The 18,779-nt window shown below is 33.1% G+C and carries 17 protein-coding genes and 3 riboswitches; of the genes, 15 read left to right on the forward strand and 2 right to left on the reverse strand.

Features of this window, described 5'->3' with window-relative positions; translation table 11 throughout:
• Nucleotides 1-19: 19 nt before the first annotated feature.
• Nucleotides 20-388, reverse strand: a complete 369-nt coding sequence (locus BM319_RS06440; RefSeq protein ID WP_025671276.1) for a Na-translocating system protein MpsC family protein — start codon at nt 386-388, stop codon at nt 20-22.
• A 115-nt stretch (nt 389-503) separates the two neighbouring features.
• Nucleotides 504-641, reverse strand: a riboswitch (cyclic di-AMP (ydaO/yuaA leader).
• Nucleotides 642-783: 142 nt separating this feature from the next.
• Nucleotides 784-927: riboswitch (cyclic di-AMP (ydaO/yuaA leader) on the forward strand.
• Nucleotides 928-1,383: 456 nt separating this feature from the next.
• Between BM319_RS06440 and BM319_RS25230 the strand changes: the two genes are divergently transcribed.
• The 7 genes from BM319_RS25230 to BM319_RS06475 all read left to right on the forward strand — a co-directional run bounded on the left by BM319_RS25230 (nt 1,384) and on the right by BM319_RS06475 (nt 9,473).
• On the forward strand, nt 1,384-1,461 hold the full coding sequence (locus BM319_RS25230; RefSeq protein ID WP_098121507.1) for a potassium-transporting ATPase subunit F: 78 nt from the start codon (nt 1,384-1,386) through the stop codon (nt 1,459-1,461).
• 31 nt (nt 1,462-1,492) lie between these two features.
• Nucleotides 1,493-3,166, forward strand: coding sequence for a potassium-transporting ATPase subunit KdpA (gene kdpA, locus BM319_RS06450; RefSeq protein ID WP_091022280.1), 1,674 nt, complete (start codon nt 1,493-1,495; stop codon nt 3,164-3,166).
• A 33-nt stretch (nt 3,167-3,199) separates the two neighbouring features.
• Nucleotides 3,200-5,239, forward strand: a complete 2,040-nt coding sequence (gene kdpB, locus BM319_RS06455) for a potassium-transporting ATPase subunit KdpB (protein WP_091021853.1) — start codon at nt 3,200-3,202, stop codon at nt 5,237-5,239.
• Between the two features lie 24 nt (nt 5,240-5,263).
• A complete protein-coding gene (gene kdpC, locus BM319_RS06460; RefSeq protein ID WP_091021855.1) occupies nt 5,264-5,824 on the forward strand; it encodes a potassium-transporting ATPase subunit KdpC in 561 nt (186 codons plus the stop codon).
• Nucleotides 5,825-5,878: 54 nt separating this feature from the next.
• Nucleotides 5,879-8,209: a universal stress protein gene (locus tag BM319_RS06465; protein WP_091021857.1), complete on the forward strand. Its 2,331-nt coding sequence runs from the start codon at nt 5,879-5,881 to the stop codon at nt 8,207-8,209.
• Between the two features lie 178 nt (nt 8,210-8,387).
• Entirely contained in the window at nt 8,388-9,098 is a 711-nt protein-coding gene (locus BM319_RS06470; protein WP_091021859.1) for an SDR family NAD(P)-dependent oxidoreductase, read from the forward strand.
• A 12-nt stretch (nt 9,099-9,110) separates the two neighbouring features.
• The gene (locus tag BM319_RS06475; protein WP_091021862.1) at nt 9,111-9,473 is read left to right on the forward strand and encodes a MerR family transcriptional regulator; all 363 of its coding nucleotides are present in this window, start codon (nt 9,111-9,113) and stop codon (nt 9,471-9,473) included.
• Between the two features lie 105 nt (nt 9,474-9,578).
• Here BM319_RS06475 and BM319_RS06480 read toward each other — a convergent pair whose 3' ends face one another.
• Nucleotides 9,579-10,817: a cation:proton antiporter gene (locus BM319_RS06480; RefSeq protein WP_091021864.1), complete on the reverse strand. Its 1,239-nt coding sequence runs from the start codon at nt 10,815-10,817 to the stop codon at nt 9,579-9,581.
• A gap of 177 nt (nt 10,818-10,994) precedes the next feature.
• On the opposite strand from BM319_RS06480, the gene BM319_RS06485 reads away from it, so the two are divergent.
• From BM319_RS06485 to BM319_RS06525, 8 genes are all read left to right on the forward strand, one after another.
• A complete protein-coding gene (locus BM319_RS06485; RefSeq protein ID WP_091021865.1) occupies nt 10,995-12,335 on the forward strand; it encodes a TrkH family potassium uptake protein in 1,341 nt (446 codons plus the stop codon).
• A gap of 38 nt (nt 12,336-12,373) precedes the next feature.
• Nucleotides 12,374-13,027 carry a potassium channel family protein gene (locus BM319_RS06490; RefSeq protein WP_091021866.1) on the forward strand — a complete coding sequence of 218 codons (654 nt, stop codon included), beginning with the start codon at nt 12,374-12,376 and terminating at the stop codon, nt 13,025-13,027.
• 267 nt (nt 13,028-13,294) lie between these two features.
• Nucleotides 13,295-14,425: a cation:proton antiporter gene (locus tag BM319_RS06495; RefSeq protein ID WP_091021868.1), complete on the forward strand. Its 1,131-nt coding sequence runs from the start codon at nt 13,295-13,297 to the stop codon at nt 14,423-14,425.
• 292 nt (nt 14,426-14,717) lie between these two features.
• Complete coding sequence (locus BM319_RS06505) at nt 14,718-14,906, forward strand: hypothetical protein (protein ID WP_091021872.1); 189 nt, start codon at nt 14,718-14,720, stop codon at nt 14,904-14,906.
• 109 nt (nt 14,907-15,015) lie between these two features.
• Nucleotides 15,016-15,204 (forward strand): hypothetical protein, encoded by a 189-nt coding sequence (locus BM319_RS06510; RefSeq protein WP_088014877.1) that lies wholly within the window; start codon nt 15,016-15,018, stop codon nt 15,202-15,204.
• Between the two features lie 157 nt (nt 15,205-15,361).
• Nucleotides 15,362-15,497, forward strand: a riboswitch (cyclic di-AMP (ydaO/yuaA leader).
• Nucleotides 15,498-15,664: 167 nt separating this feature from the next.
• A complete protein-coding gene (kimA, locus tag BM319_RS06515; protein ID WP_091021874.1) occupies nt 15,665-17,569 on the forward strand; it encodes a potassium transporter KimA in 1,905 nt (634 codons plus the stop codon).
• 139 nt (nt 17,570-17,708) lie between these two features.
• A complete protein-coding gene (locus tag BM319_RS06520; RefSeq protein ID WP_091021876.1) occupies nt 17,709-18,245 on the forward strand; it encodes an NAD(P)H-dependent oxidoreductase in 537 nt (178 codons plus the stop codon).
• Between the two features lie 98 nt (nt 18,246-18,343).
• Nucleotides 18,344-18,772, forward strand: coding sequence for a MarR family winged helix-turn-helix transcriptional regulator (locus BM319_RS06525; RefSeq protein WP_091021878.1), 429 nt, complete (start codon nt 18,344-18,346; stop codon nt 18,770-18,772).
• Nucleotides 18,773-18,779 lie beyond the last annotated feature (7 nt).

Genomic DNA, 18,779 nt, shown 5'->3' on the forward strand with positions numbered 1-18,779 from the left:
TTAATTATAATTTGTAATTTTAGGTTTCAAGTAATTTACTAATATTTTGTTCCATTACAAACACTTCAATTCGCTCACCAGTTTTTGTACTCGTATCACTATGACTTGATAAAACCTTACATCCTGTATGTTTTTCAATAATTTCTTCATATTCTTTACTATACATTTCTCTAAGGACTTGGCGCATTTTTTTTACAAGACTTTTGCCTGTGTTGTGTGAAACTAAATGTTTCTCTTCGGTTGTCAATACGCCTTTGAATCGAAGGATAATCATGTCTTCAACAATATATGTTTTTGCCTCTTGAGGACCTCTTCCAATTAACTCTCTTTGGAATTTTATAAATGCCTCACTTAATTCGATTTCCAGTTTTTTTTTCGTTGTTAACATTAATATCTCTCCTATACTATTATTTAAAACAAAAAAATAGCCACAAGAAGAGAACTCTTCTCGTAGCTATTTATTTCAATGGAAAGTATATTGAAATATTAATAACACGATTAAGTTTTACTCTCTTCAAACGCTGGCGAGGTTAGCTGACGGATTCGGACTTGAAAAGTTGCCCTACCATTTTGGATTCACCCCATGTGCAATGCACGAATTGGTTCCCCCGCTCGTATAAACGATTTAGCGATTACAGCAAATTAATTTATTTTGTTGATATATATATCATACAGAGATAAATAAAATTGTAAAGGAATAAATTTTTACAAAAATTTTATAAAAATTTTCATTGAAAAAACTCTTTACATGAAAATAACATCGCCGTATAATCAAGTCAACAAAATAATTTTCGGCTTAATTACGAATCATTCGTAAGCGGAGGAACCAATTTTTTGGGGTTAATTTTACATGAATGTAGAAGGGATGAGATACTCTTTCGCCATCCTACCCGACAGCTAACTTCGTAGGCTAAAGCGAGGGAGGTCAGTAGACCGCCTAATTTGAGCGGGTTTTTTTATTGCCTTTTTGCAATAATTTACCTGAGCAAATCACTGTGTAGGTCTTTTTATTTTGTTTTTAAATGGGAAAATTCTGGATTGTGCATAGAAAAGATCAGGGAGACAGAACACAAAGAGAGCAATACGCTAGCTGGGTGTTAGGTAGACCAATGAATACTTTTCTTCCAAATTCAATTAACTAAATCGTTATTAGTTGTAGACATATTTAATTAAAAAACTATGTTTATCTACAACATTTAGTTAATTTGCTGGGGGATTAGTGTCCATTGGTCTTTTTTGTTGTTCAGAAAAAGGCATGAAATTTATGAGAGGGGAGAATTTTAATGATCAATGACTTAACAATGATTGGTCTACTTGTTATCGTTTTTGCAGTTTTTTGGGGTTTTACAATTTTTTGCGAAAAAGCGTAAGGGGGATATATTGATGCTTATTCCAGCAATTATAGGGATTGTTCTTATTCTATATTTAATTTTTGTACTAATTAAACCAGAGAAATTTTAGTTAAACATGTGGGAGGAATTTTTAAATGTCCATGGGAATTTTGCAGGTAGTTGTTACATTACTCATTATTGTTTTATTAGTAAAGCCAGTAGGTAGCTACCTTGTTAAAGTATATGACAATGAGAAAACGGGATTAGATCGCTTTTTTGGGCCTTTTGAAAGATTCATTTATCGATTAATTGGTGTACGAGAAGAAGAAAAAATGGGTTGGAAAAAATATGTTTTAGCGATGTTGCTAAGTAATTTTGTGATGTTGATCATTTTATACGCAATTTTTAGATTTCAAAAATATTTGCCTTTTAACCCTGATCATATAGGGAATATGCCATCAGCTTTGGCATTCAATACGGCAGCTTCATTTATAACAAATACAAATTGGCAAGCGTATAGTGGTGAAAATTCACTATCGTATTTCTCTCAAATGATGGCTATTACATTTCCAATGTTTACTTCGGCTGCTACCGGCTTTGCAGTTGCTATTGCATTCATTAGGGGATTAGTAGGACGTAAAGATAATTTAGGGAACTTTTATGTCGATTTAGTTCGTTCAATCACTCGTGTATTTTTACCTTTATCATTTATTGTTGCTTTGTTTTTAGTATTTCAAGGCGTGCCACAAACGTTAAAAGGTGCTGTAGATGCGACAACAATTGAAGGAGTTAAACAGGTTATTACTAGAGGACCTGTGGCTGCACTGGAATCAATTAAACATATTGGTACAAATGGTGGAGGATTTTTTGGTACAAATGCTGCACATCCATTTGAAAATCCTACGCCTTTATCAAACTTAGTTCACATAGTATGTATGATGCTTTTACCAACTTCATTAGTTTATGCATTTGGTGTAATGGTTAAAAACAAAAGGCAAGGTTGGGCAGTATTTGCTGCAATGGGCATATTGTTTATTGCGCTTCTAACTACTGTTTTTGTTGCAGAGTATAATGGTACTCCTGCACTACAAGAACTTGGTATACATGGAAATATGGAAGGAAAAGAAGTGCGATTTGGAATATCTGAATCGGCTCTATTCACAGCTGTTACGACGGCTGCTACAACAGGTTCAGTTAATAATATGCACGATTCATTAACACCTATTGGTGGGATGGTACCACTAGCTGAAATGATGTTAAATAATGTTTTCGGTGGCAAAGGTGTAGGGTTATTAAATGGCTTATTATATGTAATCTTAACGGTCTTTATATGTGGGCTAATGGTAGGAAGAACACCAGAATTTTTAGGGAAGAAAATTGAAGCAAAAGAAATTAAACTAGCATCTATTGCCATTTTAACTCACCCTTTAATTATCTTAGTTCCAACTGCATTGGCATTAGCATTAAAAGGACCAGTTTCTTCTATATTAAATCCTGGGTTCCATGGTTTATCTGAAGTACTGTATGCAATTACTTCAGGAGCTGCTAATAATGGATCAGCATTTGGAGGTTTAACTGCAAATACAGATTTCTATAATATCGTAATTGGATTAGTCATGTTATTTGGCCGATATATTTCAATTATTGCTATGTTAGCAATTGCTGGATCATTTTCAACTAAGAAAATTGTTGCAACAACATCTGGTACATTCCGAACAGATACACCTTTATTTACAGTCATTTTAGTTGCGATTATTTTAATCGTTTGTGCATTAACGTTTTTCCCGGTACTGGCACTTGGACCAATCGCTGAACACTTAGGAATGTTTAAATAATAGAGAATCATAACGAAAGAGGAGATTGATCATATGGCTATTGAAAATAAGCCTATTTCAAAAGAAATAAAAAATCAGGCAATAATCGATTCATTTAAAAAGTTGAATCCACTTGTCATGATAAAAAATCCAGTTATGTTTATAGTTGAAGTGGGTACTTTTATTACATTAATACTTTCTATTAAACCAGATATATTTGGAATTAGCACGGTTGGAAGACCATATAATATTGCGGTATTTTTGATTTTATTATTTACAGTACTGTTTGCAAACTTTGCAGAAGCACTTGCAGAAGGACGTGGAAAAGCACAAGCAGATACATTAAGAAAAACGAAATCAGAAACAAATGCGAAGCTAAGACAAAAAGATGGATCTTATATTGAAGTACCGTCAACTTCTTTAAGAAAAGGAGATATCGTTCGAGTAGATACAGGAGAAATAATTCCATCTGATGGTGAGATTATAGAAGGTTTAGCTTCAATCGATGAATCGGCTATTACAGGTGAATCAGCACCAGTTATTAAAGAAGCAGGTGGAGATTTTTCATCTGTAACTGGTGGTACTCGAGTCGTATCAGATTATATTATTGTAAAAATTTTAACTGATCCTGGTGAATCATTTATTGACCGTATGATTTCATTAGTTGAAGGTGCTGCTCGTCAAAAGACACCGAATGAAGTTGCCTTAACTACTTTATTAGCGGTATTAACATTAGTATTTTTAATTGTCATTATGACACTAGTACCAATTGCGAATTATTTAAATGTCTCAATTGACGTAGCTACTTTAATTGCCTTACTAGTATGTTTGATCCCGACTACAATTGGTGGATTACTTTCTGCGATCGGTATAGCAGGGATGAACCGTGTCACACAATTTAATGTTTTAGCGATGTCTGGTAAAGCTGTTGAAGCAGCCGGGGATATTGACACGATGATTTTAGATAAAACCGGTACAATTACATTTGGTAACCGAATGGCGAGTGAATTCATTCCGGTTGGAATTATGACAGAAAAAGATGTGACTATAGCTTCTTTAAAATCTTCGGTAAGGGATGAAACACCAGAAGGACGTTCAGTAGTTGAGCTAGCACATAAAAACGGTATAACTTGGGATGGAAATGAATATAAAGATGCTGAAATTATTGAATTTACTGCTGAAACTAGAATGTCAGGTCTAAATTTGAAAGATGGGACTGCGATTCGAAAAGGAGCAGTGGATGCAGTTAAACAATATGTAAAATCTAAGGGTGGCAAAATCCCGAACGAGCTTGATGAAAAAGCAAATGTTGTTGCGAAAGCGGGGGGAACGCCACTTGCTGTTGCAATTAATGATAAAATTTTCGGTGTTATTTATTTGAAAGATACAGTAAAACCAGGATTAAAAGAGCGATTTGATGAATTAAGGGCAATGGGAATTAAAACCGTTATGTGTACAGGTGATAATCCTTTAACTGCTGCCACAATTGCGAGGGAAGCAGGAGTTGATGAGTTTATTGCAGAAGCTAAACCTGAGGATAAAATTGCTGCTATTAAAAAAGAGCAAAATGAAGGTAAATTGGTTGCGATGACTGGGGATGGAACAAATGATGCTCCTGCTCTAGCTCAAGCTGATGTTGGCTTAGCAATGAATTCGGGAACAATGGCTGCAAAAGAGGCAGCAAACATGATTGACCTAGACTCGGATCCTACTAAACTACTATCTGTCATTTCGATTGGTAAGCAGTTATTAATCACTCGTGGTTCATTAACAACATTTTCAATCGCAAACGATATTGCGAAATATTTCGCGATTATTCCAGCTTTATTTATTATGGCAATTCCGCAATTAGATTATCTTAATATTATGGGATTGAATTCACCGAAGTCTGCAATCCTATCTGCATTAATTTTTAATGCAATCATTATACCTCTCCTCATTCCTGTTGCGATGAAGGGTGCAAAGTATAAGCCTATGGATGCAAATAAACTATTATCTAAAAACTTATTAATCTATGGACTTGGTGGAGTAATTGCACCGTTCATTGGAATTAAAATTATCGATATGGTTGTTTCCACATTGCATTTTGTTTAATAGATTGGAAATGGAGGATTGAATGTGAAATCAGTTATGATTGCAATAAGAGCATCTATTGTATTGTTATTAATTTGCGGATTAGGATATCCATTAGCTACAACAGGGGTTGCACAGGTTATTTTCCCGAAACAAGCAGATGGTAGTTTAATAGAAACGAATGGAAAAGTTACGGGTTCTAAATTACTAGCTCAAGAATTTAAAGGGCCTGAATGGTTTCATTCTAGAGCATCTGCTGCTAGCTACAATCCTACTGCTTCAGCTGCAACGAACGCGGCAGTAGCGTCAAAAGAATATGTTAAAGCAACGAAAGAGAAAATAAATGAATTAAAAAATGAAAATAGTAATCTAGGTAAGAAAATACCTGCAGATTTAGTAACGACATCTGGATCTGGATTTGACCCGGATTTATCACCGGAAGCAGTGAAAGCTCAGGTACCTAGGGTAGCTAAGGCAACAGGTATATCAGAGGATAAATTAGTATCGTTAATTGATCGTCATACAACAGGTCGTCAATTAGGAATATTTGGGGAGTCACGTGTGAATATATTAGAATTAAACCTAGAATTACAGAAGTTAAGATAAAAGGGGAGGATTGTCTCTCCTTTTTCCTTATGTATAGAGAATGGAGGGAAAATCTTGAGCGACACACAGTTTCGTAGGAAAACACCTGAGGAATTATTAGAATCCATTCAGAAAATCAAAAAAGGCAGATTAAAAATTATTATCGGTGCTGCAAGTGGTGCTGGAAAAACGTATCATATGCTCCAAGAAGGTAATGTTTTAAAAGAACGTGGTATTGATGTTGTAATTGGGCTAATCAGTGAAACAAATCGTCAGAAAACGATTGAACAAATTGGTACTTTAGAGAAAATTCCTTCAATTACTTGGGAAGAAAGTGGCTCTTTAAAACAGGATATTGATTTAGATGCCATCATAGCTAGAAATCCAGAGGTAGTACTTGTTGATTCTTTAGCTCATCAAAATAGACATGATGCTACATTTCCTACTCGGTTAGAAGATATCAACTATTTAATATCAAAAAATATAAGCGTTATTACAACAATGAATATTTATGAGATAAAAGAAGTTTATGATGAAGCTGACAAATTGACTGGTGGTAAAGTTAAGGGCAATTTATTTGTTCCAGAAGATACTTTAGCTTTGGCTGATGATGTAAAGTTATTAGATGTTACACCAGAAGTCATTTTACAAAGATCAAAAGAAGAATCTAATAATGAAGAAAACAAAAATCGATATCAATTATTACATAAGAGCAATTTAGCAGTACTTCGTGAACTTGCGTTGCGTTTTATAGCAGGTGAAGTAAATTACGAACTTGACGAATATCGTGAAAAGCACGGTATCGTTGGACCTTCTGGAGCTTCAGAGAAAATTTTAGTCACAGTGCAATATCATTGGAATGGTTCTATTTTAGTTAGAAGAGGACAACAAATTTCCAAAAGATTGGGTGGAGATTTACATGTAGTATGTTTCCAACCACCTAATAAAAAATTTACTAGTGATGAATTAACATTTAAACGCTCCATTATAAAACTTGTTGAAAAAGTTGGAGGGAACTTTGAAGAATTACCACTTACGAGCAATTCAATTGCAAGTGAAATTGTTGAATATTCAATTCGGAATAATATAACAAGTATTGTATTAGGTCAATCAAAGAGAACACGTTGGGAAGAGATTGCCAATGGTTCGATCGTTAATAAAATTTTAAGAAAAACGAAAAACATCGATGTATTTATTGTTGCAGATCGAGCGGAAATACATGGAGAAAGAGTCATTCCTACAATGCAAGTAAATAAAGAAGTAGTAGACCCATACCGTCGTTTAAGTCCGCAAGAGCTTGCCCAGGAAATTCATAAAATAAAACGTGGTACTTTAAAAGTTTATATTGGAGCTGCTCCTGGTGTTGGAAAAACATATACGATGTTAAGAGAGGGGAATGAGTTAAAGAAAAAAGGTATTGATATTGTAATTGGGTTACTTGAAACTCACGGGCGAAAAGAAACATTGGAAAAAGTAGGAGACTTAGACATTATTCCGAGAAAAGTTATTCCGTACAAAGAAACCACACTAGAAGAAATGGATACTGAGGCAATTATTCAAAGAAACCCAGAGGTAGTGTTAATTGATGAATTAGCACATACGAATATACCTGGTAGTAAATTTAATAAGAGATATATGGATGTTGAGGCAATCTTAGAAGCTGGAATTTCAGTCATTTCTACAATGAATATACAACATGTTGAAACTCTAAATGATAGTGTCGAACAAATAACTGGGGTTAGAGTTAGAGAAACAGTACCAGACAATATTCTTAGAGATGCAAATGAAATTGAATTAATTGATATTTCTCCAAAAGCACTAAGGGAAAGAATGAGAGAAGGAAGAATTTACGCTCCAATAAAGATAGAACAATCACTAAACAATTTTTTTAAAACGGGTAATTTAATTGCTTTAAGGGAATTAGCACTCAGAGAAGTAGCTGATGATGTAGATGAACGCCTTGAAGCATGGGAAAGAGATTTAACACTTAGAGGACCTTGGAGACAAGAGGAAGTCATTTTTGTTTGTATAAATTTAAAGCCTAATAGTGAAAGACTTATACGGAGAGGTTTTCGAATTGCTTATCGATTAAAAGCTAAATTGTATGTAGCTTATGTTAAAGAACATGGTAAATTTTCTGAAGATGAAGAGCAATCATTAAAAAAAATAAAAGAGTTAACAAAACGATTAGGTGGTTCATTTGAATTATATGAGACAACTGATCGCCGGCATGTTTTTATCGAATTAGTAAAAAACATCCGGGAAAAAAAAACAACTCATGTTATTATGGGCCAGTCAGCTCGTACTAGATGGGAAGAAATCAAAACGGGTTCGATTGTTCAAAAACTGTTAAGGGAGTTGCGACATTTAGATGTTTTAGTAGTAGCTGATCAAAGTTTAAAATGATGGTTTTATCATATTTTTAGCATGAAATGATTTAGTTTTATGCTTTTTTATTTAAATCTTTAAGACTAATGTCACCATAATTAAAAAAATTAATATTAAATTCCTTGACCTAAACTAAGGTTTAGGCTGTAATCTCTGACTTGTAAGCAAGAAAATAATAAATCGGAGGGTTTTAAAAATGACAAAATTTGCTTTTGTAACAGGTGCTAATAAAGGGATTGGATTAGAAGTAGTTCGTCAGTTGGCGGAAGAAAATTACCATGTATTTTTAGGTGCTCGAAATGAAGATCTCGGGATTAAAGCTATGCAGGCTTTAGGTTTATCAAATGTTACATTTATTCAGGTGGATGTTTCTAGCACAAAATCTATTCAGGATGCTTTAAATAAAATTTCGGAAGTGACTGATCATTTAGATCTATTAATCAATAATGCTGGAATTGCCCCAGATTTTCATATTTTGCCAAGTGAAATCAAACTTGAAACTTTACGACAAGCATTTGAAGTGAATTTCTTTGGAACGTTCCAAATGATTCAAACTTTTTTACCACTGGTTAAAAAGTCTGAACGTGGAAAAATTATTAATGTTACGACAGATATGGCATCACAAACATTATTTGATCGTGGAGAAACTGCATCAATCAATATACTTGGTTATAATTCTTCAAAAACTGCTAATAATTCACTAACACTCACATTTGGGAAAGAATTCGGAAGTAATGGACCTGAAATTTTTGGTGTTACACCAGGTTTTACAACGACTGATCTAAATGGAAATTCACCTGGAGGTAAAACAACTGCAGAAGGTGCTAAAATTATTACAGACTATGCAATAAGTGATTTAAACTACAATGGTAAAATTCTAAATGCAAAAGGAATTATGCCTTGGTAAGGATGAGGGTATATGGAATATACAATTGGACAAGTAGCAAAGTTGAATAGTTTAACAATTTCTCAATTAAGATATTATGACAAGCAAGGATTGTTACCCTTTCTAAAAAGAACTGAAAGTGGAGACAGAATTTTTGATGAAGATTCGCTTAAATTTATCGAAATGATCTTATGCTTAAAAAACACGGGTATGCCAATCAAAAAAATAAAGCAATTTGTTGAATGGACTATGTGTGGAGAAGAAACATTGAATCAACGTTTAGAGCTTATGAAACAGCAAGAAAAAAATGTTTTAGAGCAAATAAAAGAAACTAAAGAAAATTTAAAGAAAATTCAACGGAAAATTGCTAAATATGAAATCGAAATAAATAAATAAAAAAGACAAAAGACAACGTTCAAAAGTTGTCTTTTTTAATGAATTTGTAAGTTTGAGCCCACAAAAATTTCACCACTATTTACACGATTTTTTAATTGTGTTTAATTAAGATTTCCCTACAACAAGACCTAATTTTTTAGCTACATACCCCGTCGTACTAGCTTGTATTAGAATAGTCATTAATATTGCGATAAAAGTGACAGTCGTAATTTCGTTTGCATAATCAACTCCGGCTGCTATTATCATTCCGGAAATTGCTGCAGGAATAACTCCTGTTTCACGGACCCAAAACATAAAAATAATTTCACTCCACGACCAATTTGCTTTTCGATCTGGTAAAGTGCAAAAAAGTACTGTTAGTGGTCGAGCAATAAACATGAAAACTAAAACAATCAGTACTCCTTGTATCCAATATTTACTTAAAATATGAAAATTCACTTGGGTTCCTAGTAACATAAAAATAAGTTTTCTCATAATTAATGTAATATTATCTGAAAAATGAGCATCGGTTGTTCTAGTCTCGTCTGAAATATGAAGACGAAACAATTGTGGATTACCTAAAATCAGGCCGGCAGTAAAAGTTGCCATAAACCCACTGGCATGAATTAATCCTGCAGTTAAATAGGAGCTAATAGCTAAAACAAGACTAACTATTGTACTGTACTTATTTAAAAACGCCCATTTATGTGCTGAAGTAATAAATGCTCCAATGAAACCAATGATTATTCCAACTAATATTCCACCCCCAGCTTCACGAAAAAAACTCCAAATACTAGCTGAAATGGATAATTGCGATTGTCCTAAAATGACTCCAAGTATAGTAAATGCCAAAATAGAACCAGTTGCATCATTAAACGCTGATTCACTTTCTACAGTTTGTCTTACTTTTTCATGGATTGTAACTTGTTTAAAAACTGGAATCAAGGTTGCTGGGTCTGTAGATGCGATGACTGATGCAAGCAAAAGTGCATATAAGAATGGTAGCTTCAATAAATAAAAAGCTGTAACTGCTACAACTAATGCTGTAATAATGACTCCAAGAGTCGATAGTAGAGAGATGGTAATCCATACTTTTTTTAAAACGGAAACATGAATGGCTTTACCTCCTTCAAACAGAATTAAGACAGAACCTAGGACGATAATGAACTGATTTGCCACTGATTCATTTGGCAATGAAATGAAATTAAATACTGATGGACCTACTAATATTCCGATTATCATAAATAAAGCTACATCAGGAATTTTTATTTTTTCAGCTAATTTAATTGCCAATAATCCAAAAATCAAGACAAAAGTAATGATATATAATTCATGTTCAACAGACTTCATTGCAACTGATTCCATAATGTTTCACCTCACAGGCACTTATAAACTAATCTTAGAATGACCTTGTTGAACTCAAAATATTTACTCATAAAATAACATGTTATTATTATATTTTTCCCTCATTGGGAACGCTAATATTGAAATGGGGAAAAATTGAGAATACAAAATTAGGTGAAAAAGAGGGGATGTACTACTATGAGAAAAAAGCTGGAGCCTTCCTTAGACCCATCAAAAGTTTTAGTGATGGGATTTGCTCTCATTATTGTTTTAGGTAGTATTCTACTAACTCTACCAATCGCTACTAAGGATGGAGAAGGTCTAAATTGGTTGGACGCTTTATTCACTTCTACATCAGCTACTTGTGTAACTGGATTAGTGGTAGTGGATACTGGTACAACGTTCACGTTATTTGGACAATTAGTTATTTTGTCGCTCATTCAAGTAGGCGGTTTAGGTTTTATGTCGTTTGCTACCTTTTTTGCAGTTCTTTTAGGTAAGCGAATCTCGTTAAAAGAACGATTATTATTACAAGAGGCTTTGAATAATTTATCGATTGCGGGAATTGTTCGATTGGTAAAAAGAATCTTTATTTTTACAATAATTATTGAATTAATTGGTGGAATCTTGCTAGCTGTTCGTTTTGCATTTGATTTCCCAATAAAAAAGGCTATTTATTATGGAATATTTCATTCGATTTCAAATTTTAATAATGCAGGGTTTGATTTAATGGGAGGCTTTAAGAGCCTAACTGGTTATGTATCAGACCCTACTGTTACAATTGTGGTTTGTTTATTGATTACTCTTGGTGGAATTGGTTTTATCGTAATGAACGAATTATACGAATACAAAGAAACAGGCTTTCTCTCTTTACATACTAAAGTAGTTCTTAAAACAAGTATTTATTTATTAGTCATAGGGACTGTTTTGATTTTTTTCCTAGAATTGCATAATCCCAAAACATTACAGCCGTTATCATGGACAGGCAAATTTCTTGGTTCATTGTATCAATCTGTGACACCTAGAACGGCAGGGTCCAATACACTCAATATACCTGATTTAACACAGTCTACACTTTTCATAATTATCATTTTAATGTTTATTGGGGCATCTCCGGGTTCTACCGGAGGAGGGATAAAAACGACTACTTTCGCTACATTATTAGGAGCCGTTCGATCACAGATTAAAGGGAAAGAAGACGTTATATTTTTTAAAAGAAGTATCATGTACGACACTATTTATAAGGCACTTACTGTTACTGTAAGTGGTCTGCTTATTGTTATCTTTGTAACCATGATATTAACAATTACCGAGCATGGAAAGGACTTCTTAATGATCTTATTTGAAGCAACTTCTGCATTTGGAACTGTTGGACTATCTATGGGATTGACCCCTGATCTAACACCAATTGGAAGAATCTTGATCATTTTAACAATGTTTGCGGGAAGAGTTGGTCCATTGACGATTGCTTTTGCTGTTACACTAAGAAGAACTTCAGATCCTTTTAAACGACCAAAAGGTAAAATCATGATTGGATAAATCGTACCAAATTCATTTTATATAGGAGCAATGTAAATATGAAAAATCAATATGCAGTTATAGGATTAGGTAGATTCGGCTCAGGTATTGTGAATACTCTATTGCAACATGGTAATGAAGTGTTAGTAATTGATATGAATGAAGAGCGAATTAATCAGTTTGCAGACATAGCTACACATGCAGTAATAGCTGATTCTACAAATGATGAAGCTTTAAAGGCTATTGGAATAGGAAATTTTGACACAGTTATAGTAGCGATTGGAAATGATATGCAATCAAGTATTTTAACAACCTTAGTCTTAAGTGAATTAAAAATTAAAAAAATTGTTGCGAAAGCATTAAATAAGCGACATGGTGAAGTGTTAAAAAAAATTGGGGCTGATTGGGTTATCTATCCGGAAAAGAATATGGGAGAACGTGTAGCGCATCAATTAATGTCACCAAATGTTTTAAACTTTATTGAACTCGCACAAAATTACAGTATAGAAGAAATTAAATTACCTTCAAAAATGGTTGGGAAAAGTTTGAAGGAATTAAATATTAGAGTAGAATTTAATTTAACAGTCATCGCTATTAAGAGCGAAGGAGTCGTTAATATCTCGCCTTCTCCTGATGAAGTTATACATGAAGGAGATGTATTAGTGATGATTGGAGAAAATAGGGATTTGCATCGTTTTTCAAATGTTGAATAAATAATTAATAAATCAATTTTAAAAAATATACGTATAACCATTATGGTAATTGCTTTTAAGTCCTCAAAAAGTGATTACCTTATTTTTTTACTATTTAATAAGAATGTCTAGATATTATTTAGCTTCTCTTTTTTCTTTATAAATTCATTCATTATGAATATTTGAAGTAGAAGTAAAGATAATAATTACATAAATTTCGAATTGCACTCAACTGGAGGTGAATGTAGTAGTTGTTAATACGCTTAGGAGTCAATTACTACAGAATATATGCTTATTTTTCAACTTGCGATCATTTTAATCGCTTCAAAAATTGCAGGTGACATTAGTGTTAGACTAAAACAACCGTCTGTTCTTGGTAAACTTTTAATCGGAATCATACTTGGGCCTACACTATTAGGATTAATTAATGACACAGATATATTAAAAGAAATAAGTCAAATCGGTGTAATTCTGTTAATGTTTATTGCAGGACTTGAAACAGATATTGAAGAGTTTAAACGGACTGGAATAGCATCGACTTTAGTTGGAATTGGAGGGATTATTGTACCATTTGGAGTAGGCTATTTAATTGGAATGTTTATTCATTTAACTACTATTCAATCTAGTTTTTTGGGGCTTTTACTTTCCGCGACAAGCGTAAGTATATCAGTACAAGTGTTGAAAGAAATGAACAAATTAAAAACCCGCGAAGGGGCAACTGTCATGGGTGCAGCAGTAATTGATGATATTTTAGTCATTATTGCGTTGGCATTTTTACTTAGCTTGGCAGGTGAAAGTGGAGATGTAAATTTGGGGAAAATAATACTTAAAAAAGTATTATTTTTTGTGTTTGCAATTATTATTGGATGGAAAGTTGTTCCATTTTTACTTAGAAAATTTTCTACATTACGTGTTACTGAAACCGTTATTTCTTCTGCTCTCATCATTTGTTTTCTATATGCATATTTTGCAGAATACACTGGGGTTGCTGCAATTATTGGAGCTTATATTGCAGGAGTAGCTATTAGTGTAACTGAATTTAAGCACGAAGTATTTGAAAAAGTAGAGACAATTAGTTATTCACTTTTTGTGCCAGTATTTTTCACTTCAATTGGAGTAACTGCTAAATTTACAGGGATTTTAGATAATATTTCCCTTATTATCGTATTAAGCATTATAGCAATTCTGACAAAATTAGTTGGTTCATCTCTTGGTGCTAAAATTTCTGGATTTTCATGGAGGAATTCTCTAGGCATCGGATCAGCAATGGTATCTAGAGGTGAAGTTGCATTAATTATTGCTTCTATAGGGCTAGAGAATAAATTATTAGATCAGTCATTATTTACCGTACTTTTAGTTGTTGTGCTCGTTACTACGCTTGTAACGCCACCAATGATGAAGGTATTCTTTAATGAATAGTGCGATGTAATCGAATGATCGATTGACTATCAAAAAATTTATGGGAATTTACTTCTTGGTGCACCAAAGGATACTAAATAAAGAAGTTGAAAAATGTAAACGATTACCAAAAAAAGAGCACCAAAAATCATTCATTTCAAGTAATCGTTTACATAAATAATTCCAAAAAACACCAATTGACGAGTAATTTTAATCATGATAAAGTTGGTCTTACGTTTAAAAACGAACGTCAAACCACGGCCAATAGGTCATGGTTTTTTTATATGAAAAAATTGCGAAAGGAGAATACAAAATGAAGAATTTAATTTTATCTTTAGTTATTGGATGTGGATTTTCTATTTTACTGACGGGGTACGAAACGAATATGTCAGAAGTTAATAAAAAAATCTCAACGTTTAATCAATCTGAGGTACAAAACGTGTTAACAAACATGGTAGCAGTTGATAAAACAAAAGAGATCACTTGGAATGAAGCACGCTAATTAGTCTGACTTTTTCTTTAAAATGGTCTTACGTTTAAAAACGAACGTCAAACCACGGCCATAGGTCATGGTTTTTTTATATGAAAAAAATCGAGAGGAGATAACAAAAATGAAAAAAGTAATTTTATCTTTAGTAGTTGGATGTGGATTTTCTATTTTGCTGACAGGGTACGAAACGAATATGTCAGATGCTAATAAAAAGATCTCAACGTTTAATCAAATAGAAGTGCAAAACGTATTAACGAACACTTTAGCAAATTGTAAGTCACAACAAATCGTTTGGAATCAAGTACGATAAAAGCTCAGGGGTACTTAAAATTAGTATAGGTTCCTAATTTCTCGGATATTTTTTGGAGAGTTTCAAAAAAATTGATTGTAAATTTTAGTAAAAGTCTCTTTACAAATTTAACCTGAAGTTATATATTTACATTTAAATTCTATATTTTTCTAATTCAAAACCATAGTTGCTTAATCTAAAAAAAGAGCGGGGGAACCAATTCTTTATTGGGGTGAATCCTTTTTAGTAAAGGTAGGGGTATTCTTTAATCCCGAATCCGACAGCTAACCTCGTAAGCATTTAAAGAAGGGGGTTTATTTAGTCTTGTTTTCAAACACTAAGTAAAGCTTAGTGTTTTTTTGTATGCAAAAAAGTATAAATTGGAAGCGATGAAAAGTTCATGACGTAACTCTGACTTTGCCTTTAGCTCAACAATCAACATATTTTTTGTATGCTTTTTTTAAGAAAAGGGGAGAAATTTATGCATCATCCGTCCGAATATATAGAAATTGGACTATTTATTTTAGCGATTTTTGGGATTTATTACTCTGTTGCCAATTTTAACAGTGTAAAACGAGTATTTATTGGTAGACCAATGAGATCTGCAGAAATACATGCTCAGCATAATAAGTTGATTTGGTTTATTGCTTTACCAATTCTTGCAGCCGATTTGTATTCATCAGTATCTTATGGACCAGAAGCTGGAATGACCGAGTTAATCGGTCTAGGGGAAAAAGCACACTGGTATATCATTCCGATCACAATAGCAACGGTTTTTTTATTAGGGATTCTAATTCTTTCATATATTATGGGGATTTTAGCTTATCCTAATGGTGGTGGAGCATATGCAATTGCAAAGGACAATTTCAAACCTCGTTGGGTCTCACTCGTCGCTTCAAGCGCACTATTAGTTGATTATATTTTAACAGTTGCAGTTTCAGTTTCTGCTGCTCTAGAAGCTGTGTCATCTGCATACCCAGCTGTTGCGCCTTATGAAACAGTTTTAGCGATTTTTTGTGTATTTTTATTATTAGTTGTCAATCTTCGTGGGGTGGCTGAATCAGCTAAAATTTTTGCATGGCCAACATTTGGTTTTATGATTTGCATGTTACTATTAATTTTTACCGGATTTTTTGACGAATTCCAAAACGGATTTGTACAGCATCATACGCCTACATTTGGTACAGTTCCACAGGGATTAGGTATTTTACTTGTTTTAAAGGCATTTAGTTCTGCATGTTCTGCTTTAACAGGTATTGAAACAATTTCAAATGCAGTGCCAGTTTTTAGAGAACCTCGTCAAAAAAATGCAATTAAAACATATATAGCATTAGGAGTAATTACTTCAATTACACTTTTAGGCTTTGCTTATCATTTATATGTAAACGGAATTTCACCGAATCCAAATGATACAATGTTATCACAATTAATAAAGGTGTATTTTGGACACGGAATTTTATATCAAGTTATCATTTGGTTTACATTTATCATTTTAATATTAGCTGCCAATTCAACATTTACTGGATTTTCGCAATTAGCAGCGATCGTAGCAGCGGATGGTTTTTTACCGAGAGGATTTACAAACAGAGGCGATCGTTTAGGGTATTCTAATGGTATTATTGCACTTGCTGCAGCAGCAAGTATTTTAATCATTGCATTCCAAGCGCATACAAATGCACTAATTCCACTATACGCAATTGGTGTGTTTTTATCATTTACCATTGCACAATTAGGATTAACAAGAAGATGGAAGCGAGTAAAAGGGCCTAAATGGCAAGTTAAATTAGCAATAAATATAATTGGATTAATTGTAACTTCTGTTGTTACCGTAATCTTTGCAGTTACAAAATTTGTAGATGGTGCTTGGGTTGTTTTAGTCGTAATTCCGACGATTATATTCTTCTCTTTAGCGATTTATAAACATTATCAAAATGTAGCAAGCGAATTAAGAATCGATTTAAGTTCGTTTAAACCAGAAGCTAATAAAGTCATAACAGTTGTATTAGTTTCGGGAACTCATCGAGTTGTTCATAATACATTGTCATTTGCAAAAGGTATTGCAACAGAACCGATCGCTGTTTATGTAGGCTTTGATGATGAATCAATTGAGAGAATGGAAGAAAAATGGGAAGAATGGGGTAATCCATGTCGCTTAGTCGTTCTAAAAAGCCCGTATCGTTCAGTACTTGCACCCCTTTCAAGATTCATAAAGTTAATTGAAGCAAATGAACAAGATAGTCACGTGCAAATTGTGATTCCACAATTTATTCCTAAGAGATGGTGGCATAATTTACTTCACAATCAAACAGCACTTTTACTTCGACTTTGGTTAATCAGTCAAAAGGATGTAGTCGTTACAACGGTTCCTTATCATTTGAGAAAATAATTTTAAAAGCATGAAATGTTTATTTCATGCTTTTTTATTTTGGCTTATAAAAGTCGGAGTGAAAAATCTTGCAAAATTTATAAAAAGTAATTATCATTTGTATGTACAAACAAATGAATACTCTTAAAGGAGAAATTAGATGAAAACTTTAGTTATCTTAGCACATCCAAATTTAGAACAATCAAAAGTGAATAAAATATGGATGAATCGTCTTCAACAAGAGGAAGTTACAATCCACAATTTGTATGCTCAATATCCAAATTTTGAAATTGATATTGAAAAAGAGCAAAAATTATTGTTAGAACATGACCGTATTGTTTTACAATTTCCGTTTTACTGGTACAGTACTCCTGCATTATTAAAACAATGGCAAGATACGGTGTTAAGTTATGGTTTTGCTTATGGATCAGAAGGTACTAAGTTGAGAGGAAAAGAATTAATGTTAGTTATTTCAACAGGTGGACCAGCACAAGCATATCAAGCAGGAGGGTATAATCATTACTCGATGAGTGAATTAACACGACCTTTACAGGCTACTGCAAACTTATGTGGAATGCACTTTTTGAGTTCATTTTTACTACAAGGAGTTATAAATGTATCAGATGAGGAACTTCAAGAAAGCGCCGAAAAGTTAGCTTCTTATATTACAAATCCGAATATACGTGGAAATCGTTAAAAACAAAATCTGTAACATTTGTTCTTACAACTTATTGACAAAGGAATGTTATATTTTGTAGGTTGTATATACAAACTAGATAATCAGGAGCTGAGCAAATGGAACAATATTTTAGTGATTGTTTATACTTTACTGCCAATCATTTGGCTAGATTAATGAATAAGATGGCAGAAGAGGAATTTGCTCCACTTGGCATTTCACCTAATTATGCGTTTTTGTTAATGGCTGTTTATGAACAACCAAATATTTCTCAATCAGAGTTAAGTAATATTTTGCATATTGCGCCTTCAACTACAACAAGATTTGTAGATAAATTAGAAGTTAAAAAATTAGTTGAACGGAAAAGTGATGGCAAATTAACATTAGTCAATTTGACTGATAAAGGAATTAAAATTCAAGAAGACATTAAAGTATGCTGGAAAAATCTATATAAACGTTATTCTGAAATACTTGGTGATGACGTCGCAAAAAATATAACGAGTCAAACGTTTCAAGCTGCAATTGAGATTGAATCAACAAAAAAATAGTAGTATG

This window comes from Bacillus sp. UNCCL81 (assembly GCF_900112535.1).
GTDB classification, from domain to species: domain Bacteria; phylum Bacillota; class Bacilli; order Bacillales; family Bacillaceae_G; genus Gottfriedia; species Gottfriedia luciferensis_B.